General features: G+C 43.8%; 18 protein-coding genes. 13 read left to right on the plus strand and 5 right to left on the minus strand.

Going from position 1 to position 26,127, the window contains the following annotated elements; translation table 11 throughout:
* The first annotated feature begins 81 nt into the window (after positions 1-81).
* The 7 genes from GQF01_RS25815 to GQF01_RS25845 all read left to right on the plus strand — a co-directional run bounded on the left by GQF01_RS25815 (position 82) and on the right by GQF01_RS25845 (position 6,826).
* Positions 82-1,182 carry an amidohydrolase/deacetylase family metallohydrolase gene (locus tag GQF01_RS25815; protein ID WP_161409753.1) on the plus strand — a complete coding sequence of 367 codons (1,101 nt, stop codon included), beginning with the start codon at positions 82-84 and terminating at the stop codon, positions 1,180-1,182.
* Between the two features lie 26 nt (positions 1,183-1,208).
* A complete protein-coding gene (locus GQF01_RS25820; RefSeq protein ID WP_161409754.1) occupies positions 1,209-2,462 on the plus strand; it encodes a threonine synthase in 1,254 nt (417 codons plus the stop codon).
* Between the two features lie 119 nt (positions 2,463-2,581).
* Entirely contained in the window at positions 2,582-3,628 is a 1,047-nt protein-coding gene (locus GQF01_RS25825) for a serine hydrolase domain-containing protein (RefSeq protein WP_161409755.1), read from the plus strand.
* A 41-nt stretch (positions 3,629-3,669) separates the two neighbouring features.
* Positions 3,670-4,134, plus strand: a complete 465-nt coding sequence (locus GQF01_RS25830) for a RidA family protein (protein WP_161409756.1) — start codon at positions 3,670-3,672, stop codon at positions 4,132-4,134.
* 269 nt (positions 4,135-4,403) lie between these two features.
* On the plus strand, positions 4,404-5,354 hold the full coding sequence (locus GQF01_RS25835) for a hypothetical protein (RefSeq protein ID WP_161409757.1): 951 nt from the start codon (positions 4,404-4,406) through the stop codon (positions 5,352-5,354).
* Positions 5,351-5,698, plus strand: coding sequence for a helix-turn-helix domain-containing protein (locus GQF01_RS25840; protein ID WP_161409758.1), 348 nt, complete (start codon positions 5,351-5,353; stop codon positions 5,696-5,698). Before GQF01_RS25835 ends, GQF01_RS25840 begins: the two co-directional genes overlap by 4 nt.
* 141 nt (positions 5,699-5,839) lie before the next feature.
* Positions 5,840-6,826: a glucosamine inositolphosphorylceramide transferase family protein gene (locus GQF01_RS25845; protein ID WP_161409759.1), complete on the plus strand. Its 987-nt coding sequence runs from the start codon at positions 5,840-5,842 to the stop codon at positions 6,824-6,826.
* A 58-nt stretch (positions 6,827-6,884) separates the two neighbouring features.
* On the opposite strand, the gene GQF01_RS25850 is transcribed toward GQF01_RS25845, so the two are convergent.
* Positions 6,885-9,203 carry a helix-turn-helix domain-containing protein gene (locus tag GQF01_RS25850; protein ID WP_161409760.1) on the minus strand — a complete coding sequence of 773 codons (2,319 nt, stop codon included), beginning with the start codon at positions 9,201-9,203 and terminating at the stop codon, positions 6,885-6,887.
* A 260-nt stretch (positions 9,204-9,463) separates the two neighbouring features.
* On the opposite strand from GQF01_RS25850, the gene GQF01_RS25855 reads away from it, so the two are divergent.
* From GQF01_RS25855 to GQF01_RS25875, 5 genes are all read left to right on the plus strand, one after another.
* Entirely contained in the window at positions 9,464-10,408 is a 945-nt protein-coding gene (locus GQF01_RS25855) for an ABC transporter permease (protein ID WP_235960281.1), read from the plus strand.
* A 26-nt stretch (positions 10,409-10,434) separates the two neighbouring features.
* Positions 10,435-11,295: a carbohydrate ABC transporter permease gene (locus tag GQF01_RS25860; protein WP_328803544.1), complete on the plus strand. Its 861-nt coding sequence runs from the start codon at positions 10,435-10,437 to the stop codon at positions 11,293-11,295.
* 55 nt (positions 11,296-11,350) lie between these two features.
* A complete protein-coding gene (locus GQF01_RS25865; protein ID WP_161409762.1) occupies positions 11,351-12,889 on the plus strand; it encodes an extracellular solute-binding protein in 1,539 nt (512 codons plus the stop codon).
* Between the two features lie 96 nt (positions 12,890-12,985).
* The gene (locus tag GQF01_RS25870) at positions 12,986-14,602 is read left to right on the plus strand and encodes an alpha-amylase family protein (RefSeq protein WP_161409763.1); all 1,617 of its coding nucleotides are present in this window, start codon (positions 12,986-12,988) and stop codon (positions 14,600-14,602) included.
* 28 nt (positions 14,603-14,630) lie between these two features.
* Positions 14,631-15,935 (plus strand): family 4 glycosyl hydrolase, encoded by a 1,305-nt coding sequence (locus GQF01_RS25875; protein ID WP_161409764.1) that lies wholly within the window; start codon positions 14,631-14,633, stop codon positions 15,933-15,935.
* Positions 15,936-16,032: 97 nt separating this feature from the next.
* Here the strand turns inward: GQF01_RS25875 and GQF01_RS36020 are convergent, their stop codons facing one another.
* Positions 16,033-16,197: a hypothetical protein gene (locus GQF01_RS36020; RefSeq protein ID WP_202556677.1), complete on the minus strand. Its 165-nt coding sequence runs from the start codon at positions 16,195-16,197 to the stop codon at positions 16,033-16,035.
* Between the two features lie 154 nt (positions 16,198-16,351).
* Between GQF01_RS36020 and GQF01_RS25880 the strand changes: the two genes are divergently transcribed.
* Complete coding sequence (locus tag GQF01_RS25880) at positions 16,352-17,323, plus strand: SDR family oxidoreductase (protein WP_161409765.1); 972 nt, start codon at positions 16,352-16,354, stop codon at positions 17,321-17,323.
* 75 nt (positions 17,324-17,398) lie between these two features.
* Here the strand turns inward: GQF01_RS25880 and GQF01_RS36920 are convergent, their stop codons facing one another.
* From GQF01_RS36920 to GQF01_RS25895, 3 genes are all read right to left on the minus strand, one after another.
* Complete coding sequence (locus GQF01_RS36920; protein ID WP_161409766.1) at positions 17,399-21,715, minus strand: S8 family serine peptidase; 4,317 nt, start codon at positions 21,713-21,715, stop codon at positions 17,399-17,401.
* A gap of 39 nt (positions 21,716-21,754) precedes the next feature.
* The gene (locus tag GQF01_RS25890) at positions 21,755-25,069 is read right to left on the minus strand and encodes a S8 family serine peptidase (protein ID WP_161409767.1); all 3,315 of its coding nucleotides are present in this window, start codon (positions 25,067-25,069) and stop codon (positions 21,755-21,757) included.
* A gap of 371 nt (positions 25,070-25,440) precedes the next feature.
* On the minus strand, positions 25,441-26,106 hold the full coding sequence (locus GQF01_RS25895; protein WP_161409768.1) for an MgtC/SapB family protein: 666 nt from the start codon (positions 26,104-26,106) through the stop codon (positions 25,441-25,443).
* Between the last annotated feature and the right edge of the window lie 21 nt (positions 26,107-26,127).

Genomic DNA, 26,127 nt, shown 5'->3' on the forward strand with positions numbered 1-26,127 from the left:
TTGGGGTTTATTATTGATCCTAGATCATTAAGGAATATAAGAACTTGTTTGTCATTTATACGAGACGGTAGGTGTGCAATTATGAAAGATCGGATTCTTGTAAAAGTTATAGACCCGATTCATCAACAGACATATAAGGCTTTGCTGAATAAGACAGCTGGTGGGTATCACCTAGATCGTTCTGCGGCAGATTATTCAACACAGGAACCTGAGATGTATTTGAGTCCTGGATGGATCGATTTGCATACGCACGTATACGATGGTGTCGCTAACCTAAGCGTATCCGCAGATGCGGCCGGTATTCAAAGTGGCGTTCATCTGGTTGTTGATGCTGGCAGTGCCGGCGAAGCGACATTGCCCGGGCTGCGCAAGTATGTGGCTCCTGCTTCCCAGACGGAAGTTATGGCCTGGCTGAACATTAGCTCAATTGGATTGGTTCATCTTCGTGAAGTTGCTACCCTAGATTATATTGATATTGATAAGACGGTGAATGCGGTCATAGCTAATCGTGATTTTGTCTGTGGTATCAAAGTTCGTTCAAGCGGTGCGATTGTCGGAGCGATGGGACTCCAACCGCTTCAACTTGCCAAGCTGGCGGCACGAGAGGCTGGTGTACCGATCATGGTACATATCGGTGAAGCACCTCCGATTATTGATAGTGTTTTGGATCTGTTGGACGAGGGAGATGTTATTACCCATTGCTTTCATGGGAAAACAGGCAACCCGTGGCTTATGAATGGCAAGCCGGGCTTGGCACTGCAGAGAGCCATTGATCGAGGTGTGAAGTTAGATGTGGGTCATGGAGGGGCAAGCTTTAATGTGGAAGTATGTCGTCATGCAATAGCTGCCGGATTCGCACCACATACGATTAGCACGGATGTGCATATTCGCAATATCCGGGGGCCGGTTTATGATCTCCCTACAACGATGACCAAACTGCTTGCATGTGGGATGCCAATCGAGCAGGTAATTGCCGCTGTGACGAGTGCTCCTTCTCAGATTTTACAACGGAATGATTGGTGCAGCCTCGATGGAAACTTGGATCGGGCGACTTTATTTCGGCTTGATGAGCAGGGTCCGGAAGGGCGTGATTATCGGGATTCGCAAGGTAACCTACTTGAACCTGAACAATTTATTAAGCCATCCGCAATTATCAATGCAGGTCTATTAACATTTCTGTAGGCAGGCTTTAAGGAGGACAAGATTAGATGACTTGGTCATACGCTACCCATTATTCCTGCGATAATTGCATGGAGCACTATGAGTTGATACAACCTTTAAATACGTGCCCGATCTGCGGGGGGCTGCTAGAAATTCAGTATGATTTGGACCGTATGAAGCTTGAACTACATCCGAAGCTGTTTGATTCTCGCGAACCCTCGATGTGGCGCTGGCATGAATTTTACCCGCTGCAGAACGGTACTAACATGGTATCGATGGGTGAGGGCGGCACACCGCTGCTTCCATCTGTCTATGCTGGACGTATGCTTGGATTGTCGAATCTCTATTTTAAAAATGATGCAATGATGCCAACAGGCAGTTTTAAAGATCGTGGATTCAGTTTGGCAGTCAGCTTTGCCAAGGAAATGGGAATAACGCGGGGATTGACCTACAGTTCTGGTAATGCCGGAGCTTCCTTTGCAGCGTATGCAAGGCGAGCAGGATTAGATGCGACTGTTCTGGTTGAGTATTTGGCTAATCCGATTAAGAAAGGGATAATCGGTTTATATGGAGCTCGAACGGCTACCTTACATTTTGAAAGCATGACGGATATTACAGCGATGCTGGAGCAAGCAGTCAAGGAGCTGGGTTTATATCAGTTTGTAAACTTTATTAACCCGGCTAGACATGAAGCTATGAAGAGTTATGCCTATGAAATTAGTCAGGCTTTGGGCTGGAAAGCGCCGGATGTGATGATTCACCCTGTAGGTACAGGTGGAGGCATTTGGGGAGCTTGGAAGGGCTTTTGTGAGTTGAACCAGTTGGGGTGGATTGAGTCTCTCCCCAGGATGGTTGCCGTGCAGCCGAAAGCTACGGGGCCGATTGTCCAAGCGTTCAATCAAGGAGCAAGACATGCGGAGAAACATGGCGATTCAACACAAACGATTGCACAAAGTATCGCAGCCGATGCTCCAATTCAAGGAGGACGCAGAGTGTTGAATGCCGTTTACGATTCAGGCGGGTTTGCGGAGGCTGTAACGAATGAGGAGATCATTGAAGCGGTGCAGTGGCTGGGTAACGAAGGGATCTGTGCCGAACCTGCCTCTGCCGCCTCGCTTGCGGCGTTAAAGCGGGCTGTCTCAGCGGGTACTGTTCAGCCGGATGATTGTGTGGTATGCGTCATTACCGGAAGCGGTTTAAAGCAGCCGTCCATCATTCAGCAAGCAGTAGCGGAATCGCAGCTAGAATTGACAGCGAGCTTTGATAATTTAAACAAACTGTTGACAGCGCTGTGGAAGTAGTTTCAGGTGTAATCCCGTAGTTGTAAGGAACAGCTTCCTGCAAACTAAGCGTGGACTTAGAATGGGCACCTCGTGTATGAATGAGTGCATGGCCCGACAATTTTTAGGCAGGTGATAAGATGAGTAAGATCGTTCAGTTTTTACAGAAAGCACGTGATAAGGGAACTTTCTCGGGTGCGGCTTATGCCATTGGGAATTCAGACGGCATTACCGAACAGGGGACTGTAGGAACGCTCTTTTGGGATGGACCATCGGTGAAACTGGATAGTATGTGGGATTTGGCTTCCGTGACCAAACCAATTGCCGTGCTTCCTTTAATGGTTATGCTGGAGCAAGGTGAATGTTATTTGGATGATGTGATCGCCCATTTTTTGCCCGTCTACAAAGAAACAGATAAAGCGAATATTACACTCCATCAACTACTTACGCATTCAAGTGGAATACCTGGACAACAGCCCTTATATCGTGCTTCGGGTACGAGAGAGGAAATGTTGGCTGCTGTGAGAAATCTTCCGATGCGCCATGCGCCTGGCACGGAAGTTGAATATTCATCACAGGGCTATATGATACTAGGCGATATCATAGAAGCGATTGCTGGTAATCGGCTAGATGCCGTACTGAAGCAGATGGTATTGGAGCCGATTGGGTTGAGCGAAACTTTGTTTATTCCAGGAAGGAACCTACACCATCGTATTGCTGCAACCGAATATTGTAAGTGGCGTCATAAGATGGTGATTGGTGAAGTTCATGACGAAAATGCTGTCGTATTGGGAGGAATTGCAGGTCATGCGGGGTTGTTCAGCACAGTCCAGGATATGAGTCTGCTTTGCCAAACGATGCTCCGGTTAGGAGAAACTTCTCAAGGCCAGTTTTTACAGCCAGAGACGGTTCGACTGATGACAAACAATCAGACGTCGTCTTTAAAATTGGCCAGAGGGCTTGGCTGGCAGGCGAAGGACAGTCATGATTCTCCTGCAGGTGATTTGTTCTCCATGTCCTCTTATGGGCATACCGGGTTTACGGGGACCAGCATATGGATGGATCCAGAAGCGGATGTGTATGCTGTACTTTTGACGAATTGCGTACATCCTACACGTTCCAACACGGCTATCAAAAGGACTCGCTCCATTTTCCATAATTTAGCTCTGTTGTCATTGAGGAATTAAGCTAGTTAACTGGTAAATAATAAAATATACGGAGGATAAACATGAGTATAATTACGGGTAGATTAAAAGAATTAGGAGTTGAGCTGCCAATTCCAGCTGCTCCAGTAGCTATGTATGTTCCAGCTGTAACGGTTAACAATCTAGTCTATACTTCAGGTAATGATTGCCGTATTAATGGAAAGCTTATTTTTGAAGGAAAGCTAGGTAAGGATCTGACGATCGAACAGGGACAACAAGCGGCACGACAAACAATGATTAACCTTTTAGGTGTATTACAAGCCCATTTGGGTGATTTGGATAGAGTAGATAAAATTGTGAAATTATTGGCATTTGTTAACAGTGCCGATGGGTTTATGGATCAGCCATATGTCATTAATGGGGCTTCTGAACTGTTAGAGTCGGTCTTTGGAGAAAATGGCAAACATGCAAGATCTGCCATAGGCACTTCGGATTTACCCTTTAACACCCCTGTAGAAATTGAAATGATTGTTCAAATCAAAGCATAATTTGGAAGCATAGATTGGATAACAATTTTAATCTAATAGGGATTAGATACCTGGGTAATTATCTGGAAACAATAGTTGAGGGGCCGCATAGCGGCTCCTCTCTTTGTTCGTTCACCGCCTAAGCGCGAACCCGAACGACCTTTTCCACGATTAATCTGTGTCCGGAAATGGAGAGACGGAGGTAATACAAATTGCGTATATCAATTAGGATTGTAAATTGTAAAAATTAAGCTATGATTAGAAGAAGAACTCATATAAAAGAGGTAGGCATGAATAAGACTAAATTACTGGGGCCAAAATTATACTTGTTGATTTTTCCTGCGATCGCGCTAGTGATTGTTTCACAATGCATCACCTTTCCGGCAAAGTTCAACTGGCTATTGGTCATATTTCTCCTATCGATAGCCATCATTGAACGGATTTATATGCACCTTTTCAATAAGATTTGGCTGCCTTATTTTATCATCGTGATTGGCCTCATTATTTTTGCAAAACATTCGATCTTATATAGCTTCTTCTACCTCGTGCCGGATGCGGTGATCATTTGGTTGAAAAGAAGGGTTAGCATTTGGTATGATCTACTACCGTCCCTCTCCATAAGCCTGATTACCATTGTCTTGGGCAACTCTTTTTACAATTGGACATCCCACTCCTACATTAGCCGTCTTACAACCTTATTACTGCTTTTTGTGGTCAATTGGGTGCTCGCTTACTTCTTTTCATTTTTTGAGTCCGGCAAACTGACCACATCGCCAGTAGTTTCAACTTTCATCCCGACCTGGTTTGAAATCGGTGTCATTTTTCCTTATTTGGCAGTATTCAATTATTTTAATTACCCGGTCGTCATGTCTGCTTTTTTGGCTTATTTAATTGTTGTTAAAGTCTGTCATTCGAGAAGGATGCAAGTGAATGATTCACATGTCAGGCAGCTAATATCTCTCATAGGAACCAGACTTCAGTTACAAGTTTTATTTATGGATTTGGGCTCGATAAAGGGAGTCTATTACCCCAACAAACGATTAATTGTCATTGATCATAAACTGGATTATCCGGAGCAACTAGATACGCTAGTACATGAATGGATTCATTGTGAGCTAAGAAAATACAAAAAGACTCCCCTCTTTCTTGAGGAAATTTGGGTCACGATATTAGAAGCAGTAATTAGTTGGTACTATGTATTTAATTTAAAAAGAATCCTTACGGCAGGAGGATACAAATGAGTCAGCGACTTGGTCAAGAATTAAGACGATTACGCAAAAAGAAAGGATTAACCTTAGAAGAAGCAGCTTCTGCGGCGGGAATAACGCTGCAATATATGAGTCTGCTTGAAAAAGGGCAAAGAAAATCAGCCTCATTCGAAATCATGACAAGCATTTCAAAGTTTTACGGCATTCCATTGGACTACTTTGCGCAATTTATTAATGATGACCAGAATGAGGTTCCTAACTTAAGTGAAACTGAACTTGAAATCTGGAGTGCAATAAACAATAAAGTGAAGGATGAAATCTATTACAAAAAGGGAGACCTGTTAGCCGATTGGCTTCGTTCTTTTTTTCGAAAATAGCGAAGTCTCTCTTTCTTCTTTTAAGTGTGTCACCATATTCAACTTTAGAAGAAAAATAGAAAATAAATTCATCAATAGTTGAAATTTATTCAGGAGAACTTTATAATTTAGACTAACCCGTTCTTCTGAGGAGGCACTTTGTTGAAGCTTAACAAAAAAATAGAGCTCGCAGTTTGGTCGATCAAGATCATCAAAAGTGATACGATCTTTCCAAAAAGAGTCAACGCGCATGATTTCACTTCCCCTACTCTTCAGTGCACGGATGTCACCGATGTTGAGGCAGAATTTGTAGCGGATCCTTTCGTAGTTTCCAATGGTTTGAACTATTATTTATTTTTTGAAGTGTTGAATAAACAATCTGAACGTGGTGAAATTGCCGTTGCTGTTAGTGCGGACGGGGAAAAGTGGCAGTATGACCGTGTTGTCCTTAAAGAGAATTTTCACCTATCCTATCCTTACGTATTTGCGCATGAGAATGACTATTATATGCTGCCGGAATCGTCGGAGGCAGGTGGCGTATTTCTGTATAAATCCAATCAATTCCCTTATAACTGGGAGCGAGGGAAGCAGCTTCTAGCTGGCTCATTTGTGGACCCGACTCTTTTCCATCATAACCAGAAGTGGTGGATGTTCGTTGGCAGCAAAGATGGAAGGAACCTATATTTGTTCTATTCTGACCGAATCGACGGGGAATGGGTTGAGCATCCGTATAATCCTATTGTTAGAAATAATTCACATATATCTCGACCAGCGGGTAAAGTCGTTTCTCATGAAGGTGACATTTATCGCTTTACGCAAGATGGAGTCCCTTCGTACGGAAAGCTGGTTAAAGCTGCTCGCATTACTAAGCTGAGTGAGACAGAGTATGAAGAAGAAGTTATTGAGCAAGACCAGCTAACGGGATCCGACCAGGAGGGGAGCTGGCGTAAGGATGGCATGCATCATATCGATCATCTCCAGACGGAGGATAACAAGTGGCTTATCGCAGTTGATGGACATTTCATGAAAGAGCAAAACTATCTCTTTTGGAAGGCTAAGCGCTTTATGAATCGACCTTTCTATAGCTCTTATAAGTTGTCTCGTCATATTATTCGGAGATTACAGCTTATTGTTCAGTTATGGTTATAGCAGTTATGTTTGGCGTTCACGCAGCAATCATCATCATGCGTGAACGCCTTTTTTTGTCTCAATAGTGCTTTTTTTCTTTGTCTGCATATTGCTCGCGGAACTGAGCTGGAGAAAGGCCATAGGCTTTCTTAAAAAGTGTGAAAAAATAGGTTGTGTTAATAATACCGACCTTTTCGCTCACATAAGCAATCGGATCTTCTGTTGAGATAAGCAATTTCTTTGCTTCTTCTAGTCGAATATTTTTCAAATAATCATTAAAGGATAGCTGCGTATGGTTCCTGAATAGCTTGCCTAAATAACCCGAAGAAAGTTGAACGCTATCTGCAATGGCCTCAATTCCCAAATTGGAATTGTGATAATGTTCTTGTAAATATGAGCAAACATAACCTATAATTGTATCATTTTTGGTTGCTTGTTTCTTCTCTATTAGCTCGAGTATGATCTTGCAGAAGTCTTGAACTAGTGTGTGTGCTTCTTTCAGGGTTTCACTGGTTTGCAGCTTGTTTACGATGTCAAAATACTCTTTTGAGTAGTCCTCAATGATTGGGACGCTGTTGCCGAACTCTCTTAATAACGTGCTCAATAGTTGATTTGTGCAAGAAAGCGCTTGATAGTAACTGAGTTCACTCATATGTTTCATGAACACGGAGATAGCTTGCTCAACTTTGACCTCATGGTTTACTCGTAGCGCTTCGCACAGTTTCTTTTCTGTTTCCATTGGATAGAAATTGGCTTGCTGGGATAAATGCTGGACCATATCTGCATGGATAATGGAACGGTGACCATAGAAGAAACGATATTTGGCATATTCTTGCGCCTTTTCAAAGGAAGAATGAATGTTATTTTGTTCATTAACCACAGGTCCAATGCTAAATGTCACCGTGAAATGAAATAGTTTATCAATGGTTTCCTGAATTTCAGCAAGGGTGAGCAGAATATGGGTAGAAATCGATGGTGACTTTTGAAATAACAAAATACCAATTGTTTGTTCATCTACAACGATATGTTCATTATAAACATGCTTCTCTAATAACTCATTGCTGATATTGCTGACTGAAAAGCGAAGCAAACCTTGCATCATTTGATTATGGTTTTGTTCAAACTCCGCGTACTTATCAATTTGAGCCAAAATAACCGTATAGTAGGCATTTGCGAAGTGTTCATTTATGTTTGATTGTATGATATGAGCAGCAGAAAGATCATGCTGAGTGCCTCTTAATAGATGCTGAAGATATGTTTTTTTCAGAACTGGCATCGACCATTGTTTTTCAATTTCTCCAACCTGCGCTTGATTGACTACATTGGAGAAAGCTTCGGAAAGCAGCGCGAATTCGTTACGGTTTTTTACAGTCCCTGATGTTTGATTTCCAGTCAACTCCTGAACTTTATGAATCAGGTTGCCTAAAGGATTGTATAGCTTGTTCGTTGCATAATAAGCCACAATTACGCCAAGTAAGATGATGACGAGCACGATCAACCAAGTGAAGTTCCGTAGGACAGATATATCTGATATAAGCATGACATAGGGTTTGATGCTCACAAAGTACCATCCAAGCTGCTCTGATTTGACGTATGTAACTAACTGTTGTTGACCATTCAATCTTATTTTAAAATAGTGAGATTTATCGGGTGAAGCCACAATTTGTTGCATGTAAGTGGTGTCACTAATATTTTTCATGAATTGCGTAGGGTCTGTATGAGACAATACTAGCCCATTAGCATCGACCACAAATGAATTATCGCTGTCACTTGAGATGGATTGCATGGTTTGCATAATATACTGCTCATTCATGTTAATAAGAATGGCCCCTCTGTTCTGAGAAGTAAGTGCATAGTTAGGCCGTAAAATAAAAGTAAGTACATTGATCGGTGTTAAAGACGATGAAGGAAATGAGGGTTCAACTTTCTGGGCAAATAAATCAATATATTGCGAATGTGGCGTTGTAATCATTTGTTTCTTTTCTTCCTCATTCAACTCATAAGGTGTACCTCTGGTCGTTAAAAAACTTTTCGTATAATCATTATAGATGCCGATGTCTTTAATGAAAGGATATGTCGATTGAATTTCGGTCAAAATATCCATGGCTTCACGGTCTTGAAGTTTATCCGGGTTATGACTCATCAGTGTAGTTATGATTCGGTTATTATTTTGAAGATGAGTTCCGACAGTAATAATCTGTTGATGAACAATATTAGATGTATAGGAAGTCTGTTGTAGCATGGAGATAAGATTTTTACCGATTGTTTTCTCGGTTTGATTGGCGTAGAACAAATAGAGTGTGCTGCTAACAGCCATCACGGTTATGGCGACAAGCAGAACAAAGTAGATCCACATTTTCCGGTATGCCGCATAAACGAACCATTGCCTCCATTTCATCCCTGTTCCCCCATTTTGTCTATATTCTTTCATTGATGTGAAGTCAATGTATCCATCTAAAACTATAAAATACAGACATCTATTACGCAATGTCAAATGCCCCCATTGGTAATAATCAAAGTTGTATCTCGATTTTAAAGTTAAGAAAACCCCCATTTTAAAGGAGGTTTAAGTAATTTGACTATACATCTAACCTTAACTCCATGCATAGTAAAGCTATCCAATACGAACACGAATTTGCTATGAAGGAGGAAGGGTCAATGGCTTTAATGAAGTTGAGGACTGATCGAAAATACTCGTTTTTTACGGATATCAGAAAAAATCCCTTTTCGTATATGCTGATATTCCCTGCTATGTTGTACACATTTTTTTATGGTTATATGACGCTGCCCTACATGTTAATTGCTTTTCAGAAATTTAATTACACCAAAGGCATTTTCAGAAGTGAATGGGTCGGGCTCAAAAATTTTGAATTCTTTTTCCATTCAACATCGGCTGCTATGGTTACTTGGAATACGCTTAAGCTTAATTTTTTATCTATCGTATTTGGTACATTGGTTGCGTTACTCATGTCGATCTTATTAAATGAGCTTCGCGCTCGAACATTTAAAAGAGTCAGCCAATCGACACTGCTTTTTCCACACTTTTTATCTTGGATTATTGTGAGTTACATCGTTTACAGCTTATTTTCAACAGAATACGGTTTCATCAATCAAATTTTCAAATGGATGGGGTTCAACCCGCATAATTGGTATTCAGAATCAAAGCCATGGACATGGATTTTAGTATCACTAAGTGTTTGGAAGGAAACCGGAATGTCAGCGGTCATTTATTTAGCCGCCATAGCTACGATTGATGAGTCCCTATATGAAGCGGCGAAGATCGATGGGGCCAATCGCTGGCAGCAAATTAAAAACATTACGCTTCCATTGTTGATGCCAACGGTGTCCATATTGACGCTTCTTGCGATCGGAAAAATATTTTATTCGGATTTTGGGATGATCTATGCCATCGTCGGTGATAATGGGTTGTTATATCCAACAACGGATGTCATTGACACCTATACATTCCGAACGCTTCGCACATCCGGAAACCCTGCGATCGCAATGGCAATTGGCTTGTATCAATCGATTGTGGGATTCGTACTTGTGCTGGTTGCTAACTGGCTAGTCAAGAAGTCCAATAAAGACAGTGTAATTTTCTGATGGGAGGGACAAAATCATTGAAGAAAGTGGATGTATTCCAAAGTATCAATACGGTGTTCGTCTTCGGGTTTGCTTTAATTTGTACACTGCCCTCCTTGCTGGTGCTCATTGTGTCCCTCTCGGATGAACAGTCCATTCGTGACAAAGGATATAGCTTCTGGCCAGACAGTTTCTCCTTAAGTGCTTATAAATCCCTATTCACTGGGAATGATCAACTCTTACAAAGCTATATGGTATCTTTCGGAGTTACCCTTATCGGTACAGCTGCAGCCGTACTCATTACTGGAATGGCGGGTTATACACTAGCCAACAAACAGGTTAGGTATCGTAACAAACTTGCTTTCTTCTTCTTCTTTACCATGTTATTCAACTCGGGTTTAGTGCCTTGGTACATGATCAACGATTTCCTTGGCTTCAAAAATAATATACTTGCGCTTATCGTTCCGACACTGCTATTTAGTCCATTCAATTTGTTCCTTGTTCGTAATTTTATGCAGGAATTACCGGAAGAACTATTTGAATCGGCTAGAATCGATGGTGCAAGCGACGGGTACATCGCTTTCCGTATCGTATTTCCGTTGTCTCTGCCCGTTTTGGCAACAGTAGCGCTATTTTATGGACTTGGTTACTGGAATAACTGGTTTAATGCCATTATGCTGGTTGACAATGAGAAGTTATATCCACTGCAGTATTTACTCTATAAGCTTCAATCCGAGATCAGCATGGTGAATCAAATGCAAGGGGCGGCTGCATCCAATATCACTTTGCCAACGGAATCGTTTAAAATGGCTGTTGCAATTATAACGATTGGGCCTATTGTTCTGCTGTATCCATTTCTGCAGCGATTCATTATGAAAGGACTTATTGTTGGTGCAGTCAAAGGTTAGATATACCGCGTAAGGCTGTATATACATATTACAAGTTAAGAGAGGGGTTTGAAAAATGAACACAAAGAAATTTCGTATGATTCCGGCATTTGTGGTATTTGTAATGCTCGGTGCAATGCTTGCAGCTTGCAGCAATTCAGAACCAGGGAAAGCTAATGCGGATGGAAAACAAGCACAATCCGATTCAAGTGCTATTATGCCTGTGAGATATGTGATTCCAGGCACAGCGGCACCTTTTACAGATGAAGTTGTAAAGAAAGTAAACGAGAAATTGCTGGCCGATGGCGTCAAAGTGAAACTGGAGCTGAAATTTATACCATGGGATGCGTGGGATCAGAAAACAAACTTAATGCTTAGCACAGGTGAAGAGTTTGAAATGATCCATGTTATGGAGAATGGATCCGTACCGACGGCAGCTTATGTTGGTCGTGGTGCCATTCAGCCGTTAGATGCACTACTTGATAAATATGGGCCTAATATTAAGAAACTCATTCCTGACTATGCATGGAAAGGCGCTAAGGTAGATGGGAAAATTTACGCTATCCCAGCTGTGTGGCGTCATGAAACTCTGAGCAGTGGAGAATTAGGCACGCTAGGCTACCGTCAGGATTTATTGGAGAAAGCGGGACTCTCTTTCCCGAAAACAGCTGAAGAGTTCGTGACTTCGGCCGAGAAAATGCAAGCAGTGGCTGGAAAGAAGTTATATATTCAAACGGAAACAGATGGATCGCCCGTATTTTTGCATAGAACGTATGATACTTGGCCCTTCTATGTAGATTACCGTGAGCAAATTATTAAAGTGGATCAAACTGGAAAAGTAAGCTCATGGTTGGAAAGCGATGAGTTTAAGAAAGATGCTAAGGTCTTTCGCCAGTTATATGAAAAGCAGCTAATTAACCCTGATATTTTGACATTAAAGAAAGAAGAACGCGATAAAGCAATGACATATGGTGATTTCCTATATAGCTCGTTTGGATCTTGGTCATACACAACTTCAGCTGCAAAGAATAACCCTACTGCCGTACTCAGTGAAGGATATCTGGCTAGTGAAAAGTCATTGCTGCAGTTCTTGGCATTCGGTAATGCCAATGCCATTCCTACAACCTCCAAGCATCCGGAAGCAACCATCCAATTCTTAAATTGGCTGTATGCGAATAAGGATAACCATAACTTGTTCATTAATGGCGAGCCGGACACGCACTACAAACCAGTCGGAGAACGCAAAGCGGAATCTATCAAAAAAGAAAATGATGTTGCCTATAGCTTCCCTTCATGGATGATCGGCAATATCAATTATATGCTCTTTAACGTGAATGCACCCGATTCAATTGTTGATTTGCAAATTAATGAGACGAAGCACAAAGTTGAGTTTTCTCCTGTCTTAGGTTTTCATCTCAACACCGAACCGATCGCAGTAGAGTATGCAAATGTGTTGTCTGAAATCAAAGCCAAGATATTCCCGATTAAGATGGGATATCAAGACTACGATAAGTACTTCCCGGCAGCTCTAGCGAGCGTGAAGGCTGCAGGACTTGATAAAGTGGTGGCCGAGTACCAGAAGCAATTTACAGCTTGGAAGGCTGCCCAGAAATAGAAAGTGAATTTGAAATCCGCAGAATTTCTGCGGATTTCAGATTTCTCCGTCCAATAACATACAGGTTGTTATCAGAGAAGATGAGGTGAGAGACATATGGCTTTTGATATTCTTACAAATCCTGCTTCTGCTTACGTTGGTACTGATCAGGGCTGGATAGCTTTGGATTTACAGGATACGGCAAGTGGGAAATGGAGTCATGACGGGATCGAGGTGCACACCACTGTAAAGTCAGATGGACTGGGTGTGACATTGGCATCACAGGTTAAGCCTATTAAGTTCGTCAAGTTATTTTGGAATTTCCGTTTGTCAGAGAAGTATCAGGTGCTAGGTGATCAATGGGAGCGCGCTTATGGAGATTTGGAGTGGCGAGGCATTGTCCCGGAACGTATCCTGCCATGGTACTTTCTTACAAACAATGGTGTCGTAACAGACGGTTATGGAGTGCGAACAGCTCCAAACGCCTTTTGCAGTTGGCAGCTTGATCGTGATGGGCTGACTTTTACGGCGGACGTTCGAAATGGAGCTGATGGAGTTAAGCTGGGAGAACGGATGCTTGAAGTGGCTACCATTGTCACGCGATCCGGCAAGGAGGAAGAATCGGCCTTCACGGCGCTGCATCAATTTTGCAAGGTGATGTGCACGAATCCTGTTTTGCCATCTCAGCCTGTATATGGGGGGAACAACTGGTATTATGCTTATGGCAAAAGTTCACGCGAGCAAATACTAGAAGATTCGAAATTTATTTCCTCTCTGGCTTCATCGACATCGAACCGTCCTTATATGGTTATTGATGATGGTTGGCAATTGGCAAGCGTGAAGGGGGCTTGCAAAGGTGGGCCATGGACAGGCAACGCGTTGTTTCCCGATATGCCGGGATTGGCAGATGAAATGAAAGCTGTTGGCGTAAGACCAGGCATCTGGTGCCGTCCGCTTATGTGGTCGGGTGAAGTTCCGAGTGAGTGGGTTCGTTATGTAATTGATCAAAATGATCGAATTCTTGATCCTAGCCATCCTGAAGTATTGGCTCATATTTCGAAGAGCATTCAGGAGATTTCAAATTGGGGTTTTGAATTGATTAAACATGATTTCAGCACTTATGATTTGATGGGAAAATGGGGCTTTCAAATGAAATCGGATCCTAACGGGTTGTCCCATAGCTTCTATGATACTTCAAAAACAACAGCTGAAATTACACTGGATCTATACCGAACGATTGCAGAGGCATCAGGAAGCAGTATAGTCATCGGTTGCAACACAGTGAGTCATCTTGCAGCTGGCTTATTCGAGATTCAGCGAACGGGAGACGACACGAGTGGAAAGGCGTGGGAGCGAACGCGTTATATGGGAATCAATACACTTGCCTTCCGTATGGGTCAGCATGAAACCTTTTACAGCCATGATGCGGATTGCGTTGGGATTACCAATCATATTCCCTGGGAAATAAATAAGCTTTGGCTGGATTTGTTGGCAGAAAGCGGAACGCCTTTATTCGTATCGATTGATCCCGCTATTGTAACTAAAGAACAAGAATCCGTGCTGAGGGCGGCATTCGACTTAGCTTCTCAGAAGCTTCCCGCAGGGGAGCCGTTGGATTGGTTGGAAACCACATGTCCGAGTCGATGGTTACTAAATGGTGAGGCACGAGAGTTCAGATGGAACCTGAAGACATTAGATGGATTTCACAATACCGATAATCATTGGTGGCTGTAGCCAGCCAGCGGATAAAGGAGGATTAGCATTGAAATTTGTATTGATTGGCGGAGGCAGCTTTGTATTTGCGCCTACGGTATTGGAAGATATCATTGTGAAGCATAAGTTGGCGAATGATGAATTGGTGCTGGTTGATTTAAATGCTGAAGCTGTGGAAGCTATGTCTGGTGCGGCTCAGCGTATTGCCAAGGAAATGGGGGTGTCTGTCGACATTTCTGCTGTTACCGATCGCAGGTCTGCGCTGTCTGGGGCTGACTACGTGATTGTATCTGCATCTCCACAAGGAGCACGCCGCTGGAAAATGGATTTCGACATTTTACATGAATTCGGCATGGCGGATCAAGCGCGAGAATGCGGGGGGCTTGGAGGTTTGTTAAATGCCTTTCGTTCTATCACGATGTTGATGGAAATTTGCAGAGATATAGAAGAATTATGTCCTGGGGCAATTCTATTAGATGTGACGAATCCTATGCCTAGAGTCGTAACAGCTATCGATAGATATACATCCATTCGCTCTGCTGGATTCTGTAATATTGCCTACCAGGGGCCAAATGGTTATGCCTTTCTTCCTCGTTTAATAGGGAAAGCCCCAGATGAAGTGGAGATCCTTACAGGGGGGCTTAACCATTTCGCTTGGGTATTGGCGATGAAAGATAAACGTACAGGAGAGGATCTGCTTCCCATCCTTACGGATTATATCAGGCAAGGGGACTGGTCTGCACAAAGTGAAGGCAAGCATCGCGAGCTTCGTGTCATGCGCCGGTGGTTGGATACTTACGGAGCCATCGTTGCAGGGGCCGTAGATCATCATGCTGAATATCTGCCCGTGCAAGATGATATTCATTACACAACGACACCTCCCTATCACGGAACAGAAGAAGAACGCAAGCGCAGGCTGGAGGAGCTTCAAGCTGTTGCAACTAGCCAAAGGGATTGGGCGGATCTGTTCCATCATGGCAGTTGGGAGCATCCTGTCGATATCGCACTCGCTTTGTATCGCGGAGAAGTCAAAAGCGTGGATATTTTGAACGTTCGCAACCAAGGAGCAATCCGCCAGCTTCCAACAGAACGAATCGTTGAAGTGCCTATCCTTATTTCTAATGGTTTGTGGACACCAGTTTCATTACCGGATTTCCCTCAGGGTTTGGCAGATCTATGTAGGGTAATTTCTGATGTTTTCGAGCTTACAGCTGAGTCAGCAGTTAATGGAGATAGGTTGATAGCTCACAAGATTGTGGATCTCGACCCTGCAATCACGGATAAGAAGAATGCGCATATGGCGCTAGATCGAATGCTAGAGATTCATGCTGATATGCTCCCTCAATTTTGCTGAAATAGTAGAATTGGACTTTATTAGCAAACAACAATAACGGAGCACCGCGAATTTGCGGGCTCCGTTTTCTAATAGATTCTCGAATATCACATCATAGTTAAATGATAGCATACGCAGGCTCATAACGGGGATTCGTATAGTAGGGCGGTCTAATTGTAATGACAGGCATTGGCCACGAGTAGTTCAAATATTCCATCGTAAGTTTTTCATTTGAATGATGGATGAGCAAGACATTGATTTGGGGACTGAAAATAAACCTCATTGCGGTACTCCTCCTTGTTCTAGAGATGTGTGATACATTCTATTTAATTTTGGCCAAAATGATTCATCTAAGTTCAAGTCATGGCGAGAGGCATTGTTTTTACCAAGGCAGCATAGATTATTGTGAAATTGAAGGCTGAGGAGGGCTGTCAGCTATGAGTCATGATAATGTTGAGAATGAAATGCGAGAGCTGCAAAAATGGTTTGAGCAGAATAAAAAAAATGATCCCTACCCTCTATATCCGAGCTACGCGAAAATAACGAGATATGAAGAGATTCCGGTCTCATTTCCAGAACAACAACAGCTTCGCCAACCAGGATTAGAAAGGCTCATGGTACCTTCCCCAATCCTTGAAAATCCTCATTACAAGGGTAGTGAGAAATTAAAAGGGAAAGTGGCATTGATTACTGGCGGTGATAGCGGGATGGGAGCTGCTATAGCCATTATTTTTGCTAAAGAAGGTGCTGACGTAGCGATCTCCTATTTGGATGAGCATGAGGATGCGCATCGTACCAAAGCTCGCGTAGAACAATTAGGACAGCGTTGTCTTCTTCTTCCAGGTGACTTGCGTAGTAAGCAGCACTGCATAGACATCGTGGAAAAAACAATAGCCTTTTACGGGAAGTTAGACACTCTTGTGAATCATGTAGGCGTCCAGTTTCAGCAAAATTCGCTGACTGATATAACAGATGAACAATTTCACGAAATCTTTACGGTAAATGTCTATTCTCATTTCTATACAACAAGAGCAGCACTGCCTCACTTGAAAGCAGGGAGTACGATTATTAATACAACATCAATAGTTGCTTATATCGGTCAAAAGCTATTGCTGGACTATACGGCAAGTAAATCTGCTATAGTAGGTTTCACGAGAGCACTTGCAAGTAGTGTAAGCTCCCAAGGTATCCGGGTTAATGCTGTCGCACCGGGAAGAATTTGGACACCTATGATCCCGGCAAGTATGACCAGTGATGAAATAGCCCTGTGGGGGACAAACAACCTAATGAAGAGAGCGGGACAGCCGTTTGAGTTAGCGCCAACTTGGGTTTACTTAGCATCGGATGATTCCAGTTTTGTTACCGGTCAGGTGTTGCATGTAGACGGTGGGGAATGTACGAGTTCCTGATCATGTCTATCCTACATACGTTGAGAAAAAGCCCCTTCATTCCGGTCTAATCCCGAAGCGAAGGGGCTTTTTTTGTTAATTAATTCGTTTTGCTGCTAGAAGCAATTCATAAAGCACTTTAGCTGCAGCTTCACGTGTAGTTGAGAGTGTTGGACGGAAGAACAAGCTTCCGGCTTCTTCTATGCCATCCATTAAACCGGTGTCTGTTACGGTTTGAATACTTTCTTGGGCGTAATTGCTGAATTGAGCTAAGTCGGTGTATGGCTTAACACTGCCAACCGATGGTTTGGTGATACTCAAAAGTTTGATCGCTCTGGAGAGCATAACCGTCAAATCTTGTCTGCTAATTTCCGCATTAGGATTGAAGATGCCGTCATAACCGGAAATCAGTCCTGCTTGATAAGCGACTGCAACGTCCTGTGCGAACCAATCCTTGCTTGTGACGTCACTGAATGGCGCAGGTGCTGCGCTCATCTGCAAGCCAAGTGCTCTTACCAGCATTGAGGCGAACTGAGCACGTGTCACGTTAGTCTTCGGCGAAAATGTCGCTAGCGATGTCCCATTGAGAATAAATTTATGGGCAAGTGCTTCGATCTGATTTTTCGCCCATGACGATTGGATATCAGTGAATGCAACTGAGTGACTCGCAACCGCATAGGTAGATAACCCTGGACGGCCGATCGTTACAATCGTTTTGCCATCAGCTGTTTTCTTGAATTGAGCTGGGACTGGATAAACAGCTGTTCCTTCGGTGTAGAGAGCGCCTGTACGACTAGCATCTACAGCTTGCTCCACGATAAACGATCTGTAGACCACTTGATCGGGTTTCAACGTAACCGGTGTTTTCACACCATCAACGACAGACGATACTTCAAAGGTGTACGGCGTGCCAATGATCGCTGCACCAGCGTAGCTTTCCGTGAAGTGCGATGCTTTCTCAGCAGCCGGCGTAATGTCGATCACCAAACCAACTGTCGCCTCGAAGCCGTCTAAAGCGGATAGCGGGAGCGATACGGAAGCATCCTTCCAAGTAAAGACAATAACACTTTGCTTGGAGGCTGCCTTCAGCATGTTCACTTGCGAAGCTGTGAGGCTTAAGCTTGCTGATAGGTCAGCTCCATTGGAAGAAGACATGGATACACTGAAGGCTGTCGAAGACTGCTTAGCCGAATCCAGTGCTTTCTGCAGTTCAGAATCTGTTACCGTCACAACGCTATGATCTCCTTGCTTGGCAACACTTCCTGCCAAAGGAGCAATCGTTTGATTGCTTTGTACGACGGAAGATGCGACCTCCTGATTACCGGCAGCTGGTGGTGCTATGTAGCCACCGCCACCGCCTCCACCTGAAGGTGGTGGTGTTGGCGTTGTTGGAGGCTGCTCTGTACTTGCTGAGCTTTTTTGCACATAAACGGTCTGGGAGATAGAGGTCACTTTCTCAGGCTTCAGACTTTTATCGTAGCGTACGGCAACCACGACAAACTTGTATGGCCCCTCGGGAAGCTGTTTTACCACGAGTCTGCCATATTCATCTACTTCCTGCCCTACATAACTGCCGTCTACATTTTCAAATGTAAACTTGCCTGCAGGAAGCGGCTTTAAGCTCGCGTCAAGGAGATTGATATCGAACCATGAAGACAGCATACCTGAAGTTTCATCATCCACGCCGGTATAGTAGAGCTCCATGTAGTTCATTTCGTCGCTTAACAAGTTAGCAGAAACTTCGATTGGGGCATCATACGATACCTTCACATTGGATACTTTCATGTCCTGCAATTCAAAGTCATTATCAGAAACATCTTTGCCTACATGAATGACAAACGGGAGATGCAGGTTCGGCAGTCCAGTGCTTTGCAATAAGACTTCGCCTTCGTAAACACCGTGAACAGCTCCATTAATGGCCTTGGCAGAAAGGGTAAAGGAATGACTCGTATTTCCTGCCACGGTAATGGTGCTGGACTGTGGATTCACAAGTCCTCCGAGCTTCACCTCAACGTTATCGCTGCTCGGTGTTTCGATAGGATCGCTTGGATCCGAAGTTACATGCTTATGCATGACGACAGAAGCGGAATAGGTCAACTCGTTTTCCGATGTGTTTTTCAATCGGAGCGGTTTGACGAGAGCATCTGCACCAGGCTCAATTGCCCCGAAGCTGAGACTGCTGGCTTCGCTTTGCAGAACTTTTGGATTCATTTTCTCATCATAAATGGTAATTGGATCCATGGCTTCCACAAGTGCTGGCGTTGCAAGTGCATGAAACACATCAGCGCGCCCTGCACCTTGGGAGTAGGCATCATACTGCGTACCTTTCTCATCCACAAGAGTGTCTGCCGTGTTGGCTAGCGCAGCACGCACATCGCGAGGCGTCCAGTCTGGATGTTTCTGTAGTACCAACAAGGCAAGTCCCGCAATATGTGGCGATGCCATGCTCGTACCACTAATTCGGTTGTAGGCTCTTTCGTAATTGGCATCCGGATTTATTTTCCCGAAAGCAGGCCATGTGGAGCGAATATTCACGCCTGGCCCACTGATGTCGGGTTTAATACTGTAATTGCCGTCGGAATTCGGTCCACGTGAGCTGAAATCAGCAATGCGATCCCCAGGTACAATCTCCGATTTGAACGAATCACCGAATGTAAAATTCAGCACTTTATTGCTGTACTCAGCTGAAATGATCTTTCTTGCGAGTGCTCGACCCTCATAACCGCCCATATCGAAGGTAGGGAGGAAATCATAATTTTCGCCAAGGAAACCGGCAACGCCGATCTTGCCATCTCGTCCGCCGATATGTTCGGAGAGATCCACTTCCGTGCCTTTCCCATTCTTGGCATTACCATTAAACATAATGAGTGCTTTTGCATGGTGGTTTTTGGCGTTTTTGACCTTTACATCAAAAGAGAGCACACCACGTGAAGCGATGACCACTTTTCCATCGTAATTGACTTCGCTCGAATAATCCGAATCCGCTCCTAGGCCTACATAAGCGGCTTCCAGCGGATCGGTGCCCAGGACTTGAGCCAGATCTTCTTGACCGACACCCCAAGCCATAACATCCAGAGCGTATACCGCTTCATTGACCGTAACAGCCCCATAAACGGCGTTGTTTACTGATACGCGTGCTTGGGGGGCTGGCGCATCAGAAAAGGCAGGCGCAACGGTGCCGCTGATGTGCTTACTCTTACTCGTCGCAGCTGCAACCGTGATGCCCAGCTGTGAGCTGGCAGGCGATCCCATACTGTAATAATAGTAACCATTGCTTCCAGAGTTTCCACTGGCAACGACCGCTGTGACGCCAGAAAGAACAGCGTTATTAATGGCAATGGAATCCGGTGAGTCAGGACTTTTCTCCATATCCGAGCCCAAAGAAAGGTTGATAACGTCCATCCCATCCTTAATCGCATGCTCAATCCCGTCAATGACTTGAGCGGAACTTCCTGTGACTTGTACGACGGGCCAACCATTATCATCTGGAACAATATTTTTCCCTAATACTTTATAGGAGTAAAGATCCGCTTCATAAGCAACCCCTTTTTGAACCCATTCTGAAGTTTGATTGACGGCCCGTCCAACAATGGTTCCCGAAACGTGGGTGCCGTGATCGCTGCCTTCAAACCCATAATTATCATCGGGTAAGTCCTCGTAGGGGTCATCATCCTTATAGAAGGAGTCATATCCACCCTTGTAGGCACTTGCCAAATCCGGATGCAGGTAATCGACGCCGGTATCGATAACGCCAACCTTCAGTCCTTTGCCGGTATAGCCCAAGTTCCAAGCCTCTGTAGCCCCGATTTGTTGAAGTGGATTAATATCGTAGTTAATCGGATCATTGGTTTCAGAGCTCAAAATCGGTGTTGCCGGAAGCGGAGCTGCATAATAAGTGATGTTCGGGCTGATGGCCTTCACACCTGGAACTTTGGCCAGTTGAGGAATTTGATTCGCATCCAGGGTGACTTCGAGCCCGTTAAGGACGGTATTGTACGCAAAATTAACTTTCATCCCAATGCCTTTTGTAATGGCTGCGCTCAAGAACGATGTCTGTTCAGCTTTAAGCGTTTGCTCAGCGGACTGAGCAGAGAATGACTTCTTGGCAAGTCCTGCCGCATATTTGGCGACAGTGACTGGCTGTCCGCTCAGCTGAACGATGACATTCACTTTTTTAGATGAAGTAGTGTCGATGTCAGGATCTATAATTGCAGCACCCGTATGAGCAGATTTCTGCAAGCTGTTGTTTTTCAGCGAATCCATCAACGAGGCGTGCAATTTAGACTGGAGTTGTTGTAGATCGTTAGAATGCGATGATGTCCCAGCTGCCTCGACTTGGTAGCTGAAGGGAGCAGCAAGCATAAGAGAAGCCATTAAGAGAGCAACCGATTGTTTGATCAGCAATTTAGCCAAGTTCTATTTCCCCATTTCATCAAATATGATTCTTGCTTCTTACTGAATGATGGAAATTGCATCAAACGAGATGATTGTACCGCTGGATGCCGCATTCTTTTGTCCGGTATTGACGATCTTGATCGTATGAACGCCAGGTGATAAAAGAGCTGACTCGAAAACAACTGAACGGTATTTCGTTGTTGCACTGTACATATCGACGGGGACAGGTGTCACAAGATTATCGTCGATGTAGATATTGGCTTTACCGCGATTCGGACCGGTATAAGCGATGAGTTGAACCTTTTTGCCCTCAAATTGATATTGAGCGGTGCTGTCTGCAAGCTCTGAGTATCTGGCCATTCCACCCAAATGCTTCGAGCTGATATTCGTGAACCACGGGACGTTGAAGCTGCCTGAATAATCGTCATCCTCTACGTAGTTAGCAACCGTAAAGGCATCCACGTTGAGGAAGGCAGTTCCTGATTTTTTGGCTTCAGGGTCGAGTTTGCCTGTCCATTCTATGGAGATGGTATGCTTCCCATAAGGGAACAGTTTCTCGAAGATCACTTGCTTGTTTAGTGCAGTAGGGCTGTACAAGGATGGGGAGGCTACTTTCACACCATCAAAGATTACATTGGCAATCCCTTGATTTTCATTCTTCAAGCCTATCCAAGAGAAATAATTACCTTGGAATGAAAATTCAACCTTGCCTTTTTCATTGATTTGTTTCGCACTGCTGCCTGAAAATGCCTGATTGTTGAGTGTTGACCACGGGCCAATAAATACCAATGCAGGGCTTGATTCTTCATAGCCACCGATCTGGTTGTCAGTTTTGACCGTAAGCGTATAGCTGCCGCTGCCCTTATAAGCATATACATTCACATAATAAGTACCGCTCGTTGTTACCTTGTAAGTGATAGTTTCTGTGGATGTGTCAAGATTTTCTGAATAGGCAAGCCAGTTGCCGCTTGTATAGATGGTCTTGGCATCAGGCGGATATAAGAGAAGATCAAAATCAGTGCCGTTGTCGCCTGTCAATGAAATGTTGACATTGTCCCCCGCATTCAATTCCAACGCGTAAACGTCATTCGCGTCACTCTTGTCATTCAGTTGGTTAGTAACACTTTCGCCGAAGAACGGCGTGCCAGGGATATCGTCGTCTGTTAGTGCCTTATAGGCGTTAATCATTCTGCCACTAGCCACGAATCCTGTTAAGGAGCTAAGACGCGTACCGCTATTGATAATTCGCTGCTTAATCGCCGCAGCACTTAGGGAAGGATCTTGACTAAGCACGAGTGCTGCAACGCCTGAAGCGTGAGCTGCCGCAATTGAAGTGCCGCTCAGAATCTCGTAATTACTTTCATAAAAGTCAGAATTCGTGTGGTTCAAATTAATTTTCGTAATCGAAGGATCTGTGGACAAAATGACATTGTAACTGCTCCTATCCTCTTCGAGCGGATATTTCATATTTGCATAAATCGTATCTGGCAATCCTTCGGCATAACTGTAGTCGTGTTGTTCCACCCATTGAAAGTGAAGAACGTTTTTCACGAAATCACTCTCGACGATACTAGATTCTCCGTTAGTGCCGCCTCTCTCGTCAAAACCATTGAGCACATTGTTACCCGAAAACAGGATATGACCGCTATCCTTCGTGAGAAATTCTGTTAATTGCTTCTGGTCTTCTGCCGTCAAGTTCGAAACGGACAATCGGTCAGCCATACCCGTAAACCAGATGACTGCATCGTAATTTTTCATCACTTCAGCGCTCGGACCGTCTCCACCGTTAACAGCTGCCTGAACATGCGTGATCGTACCTGCATAATCCTTGAGCAGCTCCTCGTAGATCGGCAGCCTATTCACGCTTGCTATCGGAGACATATTGGAGAGATCATCCTGAACCAGAAGGATTTTTGAGTCAGCATTGAACTTGGAAACACCTAGATACTCCATCGCTCTGTCGAATACATCTTGACGGTAGTTGAAGGAATCTTTGGATGCAGCGAAGCCCTCGTCCTCATCATCATCTTCCTGACCATTCGGGAAATACTCAAAGCCAATCCCGTTAAATACGATTTTGTCATTCAAAGCAGGATCATGGATCTCAGCGCCAAACCCGGGATTATACGTCGGAATTGTCGTTACGATCGCGTCACCAGGAGCGGCAACGTCAACAGACTTGAATCCATAATTCCCGATCGCGGAAAGCTGCCCTTCGTTAGTGACGGATGTCACGGAAACAATATTGGGGCTGTCATAGGAAGAAGGATAAGCGGGATAACCATCATTATTATAACCACCGTTGCCCGCAGCGGTAACAAACAACATAGAAGAGGCATCAATCGCATCCTTCAGCGCCTGGCTATATTCTTCCATTTCGACACTTAAATTGGCGATCTTCACACCTTTGTTTTCCGCATAGGCAATCGCCTTAATGATATCGGATACTGCCCCCGTTTCGGGACCAATGAATTTGAGCGGCATCAGCTTGACATTCGGTGCGATGCCGGAAATGCCTGTCTCGTTATTGTTCGATGCAGCGATAATTCCGCCTATCACCGTACCGTGTAAATCACCGTCAAGTTCACTGTAAATCTGATTGTTATTTCCATAGAAATTCCATCCGTTGACATCATCGATATACCCGTTACCATCATCATCTTTCTGATTGCCTGGAATTTCCTTGGAATTGGTCCATAGACTGTCTTTCAATTCCAGATGGTTGTTTGCAATCCCTGTATCGATTACTGCGATGACAACATCGCTGCTGCCCTTCGTAATTTCCCAAGCTTCAGGTGCCTTGATGTCAAGCCCCACCAGACCCTCGCGCCCTTCTTGATAGGGGTTGTTGAAGTTATAAGGCACGATCTGGCCGGTGTTGTGAAGTCCCCATTGCTGAGGGAAGTACGGATCATTTGGCAGGCTGGCCGGGTGAACCTTGCGGTCAGGCTCTGCATACTGAACATTCGAATCTTTGTTTAATTCTGCGAGAAGCTGCTCAATATCTGTAGATGGGGCAAGCTGCATGAGCTCTGCGTCAATGCTGCCGAGTGTCACTCGATTTTGAATACGGTTAGCAGCAATTGCCGCTGAGGATAGAGAGCTAAAGCCTTTTTTATATTTCACAATAATACGATCGTTGATATAATCGTTTTTTGCATTGGTGACTGAAGGTTTTTGTGTTTTTTCGGATGACTGATTTTGTGTAGGGATTTGAAGAACCTCTTCTTTTGGAGCGGTTTCCTCAGTCCAAGCGCTTTTCCGGGGGAGTACGTCGTTATTAGCATAAGTAATCGCAGGACTCAAGGTGCCGATTAGGGACGATGAGAACGCCATAACAATGATCGACTTCATTAACAATTTTCTCTTCAAGTGGATAGCCTCCTACGAACATATGATAGATTCGTTGCTCTTGAACCGCTGCACTTGTTGTTAGTTATGTAGTTGATCACCCACTTAATAAGGACGAAAGTGTCCGATATTGAGAATGTTTAAGTTAAAAAACTTGACAGAATGGATGGTTTTTCAGGTTTTAGAAACATTATTTGTCATTATTTAATAGAATCACCACGCTGTCTCTTGTTGTTCATGTCATGAAATCTGACTTGACATAATGATAGTATCATATTCTTTGGAAAAATAAAGATATTTTTATGAAAGAGTGTACAGGAAGAACGCTGTGCAGAATGAATAAAAAAACGCAACATGGCGCAATAAAATCGCCGTGTTGCGTTGGACTTCTATTACTGAACCTCGACAGCATTAACGTAGGGGATGTTGTGAAATAAGGATAGAAGTTGTTCAAAATCTAAATCCGGAGGCAGCTTGATAGTAAGATTCAAAAGAATTTCTGAGGTTCCTCTAAATTTCTCGCTTTGAAAATGTATGATTCTGATCCCTTTTTCTTTCAATGTTTTATGCATGTTTTCTAAAGAATCTGTTTCGTCAATGATTCGTATAATGACATGTTCTGATTTAGGGGTAGTTAACCAAGAAAAACGTCTGTGTAACAAAATCTGTGCAATAAGAATTAGAATTGTAACACCTATCCCCAAAACATATAAGCCCGATCCGATGGCCATTCCAATGCCTGCCGTTGTCCAGATTCCTGCTGCTGTAGTAAGACCTTTTACGGTATGACGTTGCATAAAGATCATACCAGCTCCTAAGAAACCTACACCACTTACGACTTGGGCTGCTATTCTTGATGGATCAAGAGCGATGCCCGTTTTTCCAAGTTCATCATAAAATCCATATTTGGAAACCAACATCATCAATGAAGCACCAATAGCAACAACAAAATGAGTTCTAATTCCTGCTTCTTTCATTCTGTTTTTACGTTCATATCCAATGAATAGTCCGCAAATGCCGGCAATAATCACTTGAAATAAATAGTCAAATCCCATCATGTGAATCCCATCCTTTTCACA

The organism is Paenibacillus silvestris (assembly GCF_009882985.1).
In the GTDB taxonomy this organism is placed as follows: domain Bacteria; phylum Bacillota; class Bacilli; order Paenibacillales; family NBRC-103111; genus Paenibacillus_E; species Paenibacillus_E silvestris.

Bases quoted from the DNA above. Each gene is read 5' to 3' on its own strand.
- GQF01_RS25825 (WP_161409755.1), top strand. From the start codon at position 2,582: ATGAGTAAGATCGTTCAGTTTTTACAGAAAGCACGTGATAAGGGAACT.
- GQF01_RS25895 (WP_161409768.1), bottom strand. From the start codon at position 26,106: ATGATGGGATTTGACTATTTATTTCAAGTGATTATTGCCGGCATTTGC.
- GQF01_RS25820 (WP_161409754.1), top strand. From the start codon at position 1,209: ATGACTTGGTCATACGCTACCCATTATTCCTGCGATAATTGCATGGAG.
- GQF01_RS25865 (WP_161409762.1), top strand. From the start codon at position 11,351: ATGAACACAAAGAAATTTCGTATGATTCCGGCATTTGTGGTATTTGTA.
- GQF01_RS36020 (WP_202556677.1), bottom strand. From the start codon at position 16,197: ATGAGGTTTATTTTCAGTCCCCAAATCAATGTCTTGCTCATCCATCAT.
- GQF01_RS25840 (WP_161409758.1), top strand. From the start codon at position 5,351: ATGAGTCAGCGACTTGGTCAAGAATTAAGACGATTACGCAAAAAGAAA.
- GQF01_RS25815 (WP_161409753.1), top strand. From the start codon at position 82: ATGAAAGATCGGATTCTTGTAAAAGTTATAGACCCGATTCATCAACAG.
- GQF01_RS25835 (WP_161409757.1), top strand. From the start codon at position 4,404: ATGAATAAGACTAAATTACTGGGGCCAAAATTATACTTGTTGATTTTT.
- GQF01_RS25830 (WP_161409756.1), top strand. From the start codon at position 3,670: ATGAGTATAATTACGGGTAGATTAAAAGAATTAGGAGTTGAGCTGCCA.
- GQF01_RS25880 (WP_161409765.1), top strand. From the start codon at position 16,352: ATGAGTCATGATAATGTTGAGAATGAAATGCGAGAGCTGCAAAAATGG.
- GQF01_RS25855 (WP_235960281.1), top strand. From the start codon at position 9,464: ATGGCTTTAATGAAGTTGAGGACTGATCGAAAATACTCGTTTTTTACG.
- GQF01_RS25850 (WP_161409760.1), bottom strand. From the start codon at position 9,203: ATGAAATGGAGGCAATGGTTCGTTTATGCGGCATACCGGAAAATGTGG.
- GQF01_RS25870 (WP_161409763.1), top strand. From the start codon at position 12,986: ATGGCTTTTGATATTCTTACAAATCCTGCTTCTGCTTACGTTGGTACT.